The following is a 6,075-nucleotide window of genomic DNA, read 5'->3' as shown; positions in this document are numbered from 1 at the left end:
GGTGTGGGGGTCGTCGGCTCCGCGGACGGTGAGCTCGCCGGCGGCGGGGGCGCCGCCTCGTCCGTCCCGCTGCAGCCCGCCACGAGGACGGCGGCGCCCAGAAGGACCGCGAGCTTTCTCGTGCCGAAGGGTCTCCCTCGCATGCGCTGAGCTTAAAGTGCTTCTCATGCATCCGAATGCCGAACGCGTCGCGAAGGCCCTGCTCGACCGGGGCGCGACGGGGACGATCGTCGAGCTGCCCGACTCGGTGCCGACGGCGCAGGCCGCCGCGGACCGGCTCGGCTGCGAGGTGGGGGCGATCGCCAACAGCCTGCTGTTCGACGCCGACGGGGCGCCGCTGCTGGTGCTGACGAGCGGCGCGCACCGGGTCGACACGGCGAAGGTCGCGGCCCTGGTGGGCGCGAAGAAGGTGAAGCGGGCGTCGCCGGAGTTCGTGCGGGACGCGACGGACCAGCCGATCGGGGGCGTCGCGCCGCTGGGCCACCCGGCGCCGGTCCGGACGCTCGTGGACGTCTGGCTCGACAGGTACGACCAGGTCTGGGCGGCGGGCGGGCACCCGCACACCGTCTTCCCCACGACCTACGAGGAACTGCTGAGGATCACCGGGGGCACCCCGGCGGAGGTGGAGTGACGATGGAGATCTGGCACAACCCGCGCTGCTCGAAGAGCCGGGCCGCGAAGTCCGCGCTGGACGAGGCGGGCGTGGCGTACACCGAGCGCCGCTACCTGGACGAGCCGCCCACGGCGGAGGAGCTGGACGCGGTCCTCACCCGCATCGGCGCGGAGCCGTGGGACGTGGCTCGCCTCAACGAGCCCGTCGCCAAGGAGCTCGGGCTGAAGGAGATGGAGCGGGACCGCGCCCGCTGGATCGAGATCATGGCGGCGAATCCGGTGCTGATCCAGCGGCCGATCGTGGTGACCGGCGAGGGCGCGGTCGTGGCCCGCGACGAGGAGTCGGTCCGCAGGGCCCTCGGCGGCCGGTGACCGCGCGGCGATCGGTTCTCCCGGGCCCGGCGGGCGGTCCGCCGGGTCTAGTCTCTGTCGCGTGAGGGACGCGAAGCTGCGCGAGATCGACGAACGCGCCTTCCTACGCAGGCTCGACCCGATGCTGGACGTGTACGCGGCCGCGATGGAGCCGCCGAACGAGCAGCTCCCGGGGCGCCACACCATCATGGAACGGCACGCGTCGTACTCGGGTTTCCGGGCGTTCGTGGTCGAGCGGCGCGGGGCGCTGCCCGTCCTGCCCGGGCCGCTCCAAGGGTTCGCGTACGGATTCCACGGGACGCGCGGCCAGTGGTGGCACGACGTCGTCTTCCAGGCGCTGAGCGACCGGGAGGGGCCCGAGCACGCCGAGGCGTGGCTGGGCGACACGTTCGAGGTGGCGGAGCTCCACGTCCGCCCGGAGTTCCAGGGCCGGGGCCTCGGCCGGAGCCTGCTGAACGCGCTGTGCGAGGGGCGGCCGGAGCGGAGCGTCGTGCTGTCGACGCTGGACAGGCGGCCGGAGACTCCGGCCCGCACCCTCTACCGCTCGGTCGGCATGACCGATCTGCTGACCGACTTCGAGTTCCCCGGGGGCGGCCCCCGCTACGCGGTCATGGGCGGGGCGCTGCCCCTGCCGCCGTACGAGGCGGCGTCGAGGAGGCCGTAGACCTCGCGCGTCGCCGTGGACTTGTTGAACGTGATGAAGTGGATGCCGGGGGCGTCCTGTTCGAGCAGTTCGCGGCACACCTCTGCGGCGTGCTCGACGCCGAGCCGGCGCACCGCCTCGGGGTCGTCGGCGACGGCCTCGAACCGGGCCCTGACCTCGGGCGGGAACGGCGCTCCGGAGAGCTGCTCGGACCGCTCGATCGTGCTCAGCTGGGTGACCGGCATGATGCCCGGCAGGATCGGCACGTCGCAGCCCGCGGCCTCGACGCGGTCGCGGAGCCGGAAGTAGTCCTCGGCGCGGAAGAACATCTGGGTGATGGCGTAGTCGGCTCCGGCACGGCACTTCTCGATGAAGTAGCGGGTGTCGCTCTCGATGTCGGGCGAGCGCGGGTGCTTGTAGGGGAACGCGGCGACGCCGACGCAGAAGTCGCCGTAGGAGCGGATCATCCGGACGAGGTCGGAGGCGTACTCGACGCCGTCGGGGTGCTTGACCCACTCCCCCATCGGGTCGCCGGGCGGGTCGCCGCGCAGCGCGAGGACGTTGCGCACGCCGGCGGCGGCGAACCGGCCGATGAGGTGGCGCAGCTCGGCCTGGGAGTGGTTGACGGCGGTGAAGTGCGCGACGGGGGTGAGGGTGGTGTCGGTGGCGATGCGCTCGACGATGTCGACGGTGGTGTCACGGGTGCCGCCGCCCGCCCCGTAGGTGACGGAGACGAACGTCGGCTGCAGGGACTCGAGTTCGCGGATCGTGCGCCAGAGGTTCAGCGCGCCCTTGTCGGTCTTGGGCGGGAAGAACTCGAACGAGAAGGACCTGTCTCCCGAGGCCAGCAGCTCTTGGACGGTGGGGGGCCGGTCTTGTCGCAGGCGTCGCATTCCCCAAGCCTACAGAAGCCCCCGCGACGGCCGAGAGGGGTGATGCTCGGCACACTACCCAGGCGTTATATCCCCATTTCTGGCGAACTAGCGTCTTCTCACTTCCCTGGCGGACGGTTGAATCTTCCCACGTGGATACGATCTCGACATGTCGACCAGCCGTATCCGCAAGGAGGTCGACGAGGCGCTCCTGGCCTTCGTCGACCGGCAGCGCCCGGCCCTGCTGGCCATCAGTGACGATCTCGTCCCCATGCTGTCCGCCCTGGACTCCCTCCTCGGCGGCGGCAAGCGGCTCCGTCCCGCGTTCTGCTACTGGGGGTGGCGCGCCGCGGGCGGTGCGGACGGCCCCGGAATCGTGGCCGCCGCCGCGTCCCTGGAGCTGCTCCAGGCGAGCGCGCTGATCCACGACGACGTCATGGACTCCAGCGACACCCGGCGCGGCCAGCCGTCCGTCCACCGCAGGTTCGAGGCGCTGCACCACGCGCACGGCTGGCCGGGGGACGCGCAGGCGTTCGGCTCGGGCTCGGCCATCCTGCTCGGCGACCTGTGCCTGGCCTGGTCGGGCGAGATGTTCGAGACCTGCGGGCTGGACGACGAGAGCCGGCGGCGCGGCCGGGCCGTCTACGACCTGATGCGCACCGAGGTCATGTGCGGCCAGTACCTCGACATGCTGGAGGGCACCCGCGGCGAGGCGACCGCGGCCACGGCGCTGCGGGTGGTGGAGTACAAGAGCGCCAAGTACACGATCGAGCGGCCGCTGCACCTCGGCGCCGAGCTCGCCGGCGCCCGCCCGGACGTGACCGCCGCGCTCACCGGCTACGGGCTGCCGCTCGGCATCGCCTTCCAGCTCCGCGACGACGTCCTCGGCGTGTTCGGCGACCCCGCCGAGACGGGCAAGCCCGCGGGCGACGACCTGCGCGAGGGCAAGCGGACCGTCCTCGTCGCGCTCTCCCTGGAGCGCGCGTCCGCGGCGCAGGCCGCGGCGGTGCGGCGCCGGCTCGGCGACCCGGAGCTCGACGCCGCGGGCGTCGCCGAGCTGCGCACGATCATCGAGGAGACCGGCGGCCTCGCCGCCTGCGAGGAGATGATCGAGCGCTACCTGGCCGAGGCGGAGCGGACCCTGGCGACCGCGCCGATCGCCGAGGAGGCGCACCGGGCGCTGTCGGAGCTCGCGGTGGCGGCCACCACTCGGAGCACGTGACGTCCCAGATGGCACGATCCGGCCAACTTTTCCCGCCGCACTAGAACTTTCCCACTGATTGGTGGCACAAATGTCGCCATGGTGATGCGGGTGGGCGGCCGGGCGCCGGCCGCGGGCGCGCTGGCGGCCGTCCTGGCGCTCGCGGCGATGTCGGTTCCGGGCGCGGCGCGGGCGGAGACGGGACGGTGCGGCGACCCGGCGGAGCGGCCGTGGTGCGACCCGTCGCTGTCCCCGGACCGGCGCACGGACCTGCTGCTGCCGCGGCTGACCGCCGACGAGAAGATCTCGATGCTGGCCGCGGACGACCCGTTCGGCGGCCCGCTCGGCGGCTACTTCGAGACCGCGCACGCCGACACCGCCGACGGGATCGAGCGGCTCGGCGTCCCGCCGGTGTACATGGCCGACGGGCCGGCGGGCGTCCGGCAGGGCAAGGCGACGGCGCTGCCCGCGCCGATCGCGCTCGCGGCGGGCTTCGACCGGGACGGCGCGGCGCTGTACGGCCGGACGGTGGCCTGGGAGGCGAGGCACCGCGGCAACGACGTCGTCTTCGGGCCGACCGTGGACGTCCTGCGCACCCCCCGCAACGGCCGGACGTTCGAGGGCTTCGGCGAGGACCCGCACCTGTCGGCCACGCTCGGGGTGCCCTGGATCAAGGCCGCGCAGTCCCAGGGCGTCATGGCGGCGGTCAAGCACATGGCCGTCTACACCCAGGAGACCGACCGGCTGTCGCTGGACATGACCGTGGATCCGCGCACCCTGCGGGAGATCTACCTGCCGCCGTTCGAGGCCGCCGTGCAGGAGGGCGGCGCCGCGACCGTCATGTGCGGGTTCGGCAAGCTGAACGGCCGGTGGGCCTGCGAGGACGGCACCGTCCTCAACGACGTCCTGCGGTCGGAGTGGGACTTCCAGGGGTACGTGGCCTCCGACCACTTCGCCCCGAAGGACGCCGGTGACGCGGCCAACGGCGGGCTCAGCATGGAACTGCCGATCGGCCTCAGGTACAACGCGTTCATGTTGAAGGCCGCCGTCTCGCAGGGGAAGGTCACGCAGGCGACCGTCGACGGGCACGTCCGCGACATCCTGCGGACGATGTTCCGGTTCGGCGTGTTCGATCGGCAGGCGTACCCCAACGACCTCACCGCCATCGACCGCACGGCGAGCGAGACGGCCGCCAGGAAGATCGAGGAGTCCGGGATCACGCTGCTGAAGAACGACGGCGTCCTGCCGCTGGAGGCGCCCGGGTCGATCGCGCTGATCGGGCGGGCCGCGCGGGAGAGCCCGAGCGGGCACGGCTCGGCACAGGTCGTCCCGTTCGGCACGGTCAGCGCCGAGCAGGGCATCGCGCGCCGCGCGGGGGCCGGCGCGCGGCTGTCCCACACCAACGGCGACGACCGTGCCCAGGCCGCGAATCTGGCCCGGCAGGCGGACGTGGCGATCGTGTTCGCCACCGACAGCCAGGGCGAGTTCTTCGACAAGTCCTGCCTCACGCTGCAGTGCGGCGAACCCCTCCGGGGCGACCAGGACGCGCTCATCTCCGCGGTGGCCGACGCCAACCCGAACACCATCGTCGTGCTCAACACGGGCGGCCCGGTGCTGACTCCTTGGGCGGGACAGGTGAAGGGCATCGTCGAAGCCTGGTATCCGGGGCAGGAGGCCGGGAACGCCTTGGCCCGCGTCCTGTACGGCGACGTGGACCCAGGCGGACGGCTACCGGTGACCTTCCCGGTCAACGAGAACGATGCCCCGACCTCGGGCAACCCGGCGCAGTACCCGGGGACCGACCAGAACATCACCTTCTCCGAGGGCGTCATGGTCGGCTACCGGCACTACGACTCGAAGGGCATCGCGCCGCGCTTCCCGTTCGGGCACGGGCTGTCCTACACGACGTTCCGCTACAGCGACCTGGTGGCCGACACCGACTCCGCCGAGGTGACGGTGACGAACACGGGGTCGCGCAAGGGCGTCGCGGTGCCGCAGTTGTACATCGGCATGCCGTCGCCGGGCGTGGACGTCCCGCAGCCGCCGAAACAGCTCAAGGGCTACACCAAGGTCACACTCGCGCCCGGCGAGAGCACACGGGTGAGGTTCCCGCTGTCCGCACGTTCGTTCTCCTACTGGAACGAGGGCGCGAAGGCGTGGAAGGTCGCGGACGGCTGCTACCGGGTCATGGTCGGCTCGTCCTCCCGGGACATCACCGAGACGGCAACGCTCGGGACGTGCCGGTAAGCGGAAAGATCGCCGTTCTACTGCCGTACCCACCGGTTACGCGGTACAAATGAGGAAATCTTCGTCCGTCCCCGCCGAGCCGGAGTCCCTTAGTGCCGCACGACACCTCCCGCGGGAGGACGATCCCC

Annotated in this window: 6 protein-coding genes; 5 read left to right on the top strand and 1 reads right to left on the bottom strand. The window is 72.1% G+C overall.

All coding sequences use genetic code 11. The features are described from left to right. Nucleotides 1–166: 166 nt before the first annotated feature. From E1200_RS30355 to E1200_RS30345, 3 genes are all read left to right on the top strand, one after another. On the top strand, nucleotides 167–631 hold the full coding sequence (locus tag E1200_RS30355; protein WP_131955575.1) for a YbaK/EbsC family protein: 465 nt from the start codon (nucleotides 167–169) through the stop codon (nucleotides 629–631). Between the two features lie 2 nt (nucleotides 632–633). After that, nucleotides 634–984, top strand: coding sequence for an arsenate reductase family protein (locus E1200_RS30350; protein ID WP_131955573.1), 351 nt, complete (start codon nucleotides 634–636; stop codon nucleotides 982–984). Nucleotides 985–1,045: 61 nt separating this feature from the next. Then, entirely contained in the window at nucleotides 1,046–1,648 is a 603-nt protein-coding gene (locus tag E1200_RS30345) for a GNAT family N-acetyltransferase (RefSeq protein WP_131955571.1), read from the top strand. Here the strand turns inward: E1200_RS30345 and metF are convergent. Continuing rightward, nucleotides 1,585–2,520, bottom strand: a complete 936-nt coding sequence (gene metF, locus E1200_RS30340; protein WP_131955569.1) for a methylenetetrahydrofolate reductase [NAD(P)H] — start codon at nucleotides 2,518–2,520, stop codon at nucleotides 1,585–1,587. The genes E1200_RS30345 and metF overlap by 64 nt on opposite strands. A gap of 148 nt (nucleotides 2,521–2,668) precedes the next feature. Here metF and E1200_RS30335 point away from each other — a divergent pair, with 148 nt between their 5' ends. Continuing rightward, on the top strand, nucleotides 2,669–3,721 hold the full coding sequence (locus tag E1200_RS30335; RefSeq protein WP_131955567.1) for a polyprenyl synthetase family protein: 1,053 nt from the start codon (nucleotides 2,669–2,671) through the stop codon (nucleotides 3,719–3,721). Nucleotides 3,722–3,799: 78 nt separating this feature from the next. Further along, complete coding sequence (locus E1200_RS30330; protein ID WP_243708955.1) at nucleotides 3,800–5,947, top strand: glycoside hydrolase family 3 C-terminal domain-containing protein; 2,148 nt, start codon at nucleotides 3,800–3,802, stop codon at nucleotides 5,945–5,947. Nucleotides 5,948–6,075 lie beyond the last annotated feature (128 nt).

The sequence above is a fragment of the Actinomadura sp. GC306 genome (assembly GCF_004348665.1).
In the GTDB taxonomy this organism is placed as follows: domain Bacteria; phylum Actinomycetota; class Actinomycetes; order Streptosporangiales; family Streptosporangiaceae; genus Spirillospora.
The sequence above is the reverse complement of the archived record's forward strand: the minus strand, read 5'-3'. Positions and strand labels throughout refer to the sequence as shown.